This window comes from Dyella sp. 01L423 (assembly GCF_056399945.1).
In genome coordinates, this window is the sequence record NZ_JBFTSI010000066.1 from 1 (window position 1) to 366 (window position 366).

Annotated in this window: 1 protein-coding gene; it reads right to left on the reverse strand. The window is 69.1% G+C overall.

Features of this window, described 5'->3' with window-relative positions:
• Positions 1–80: 80 nt before the first annotated feature.
• A partial coding sequence (locus tag AC1DMY_RS21090) for a hypothetical protein (protein ID WP_477166792.1) occupies positions 81–366 on the reverse strand: 286 nt, incomplete at its 5' end.

Below are 366 nucleotides of genomic sequence, written 5' to 3' on the forward strand. Positions count from 1 at the left end.
ACCGGGAAGGGGGCGGCGAAAACAAAGACGCCGCCGGATCGCTCCGGCGGCGTTTCGTTCGTTCGAAGATGAGGCGTCTCTTACGCTTGGGGCGCAGCGGCCGGAGGCGTGGTCGTCAGCTTGCAGCCGCCGCCGATCTGTTGGGCCGTGGCGCAGGGATAGACCTGCTGCACGGCATGCTCGGCGTTGAAGCGGACGATTGCGCCGTCGCCGCCGGCGCAGGTCATTTCGACAAAGCGGCCGTTGGCGTTCTGGCCCATCAGGCGGACTTGCCCGACGTCGCAGCCGGCGGCTTCGGAGCCGGCCAGCCAGGACTTGACCGTCGCGGCCTGCTCGGCCGGCGTGGTGAACTGGCAGGTGGCGTTC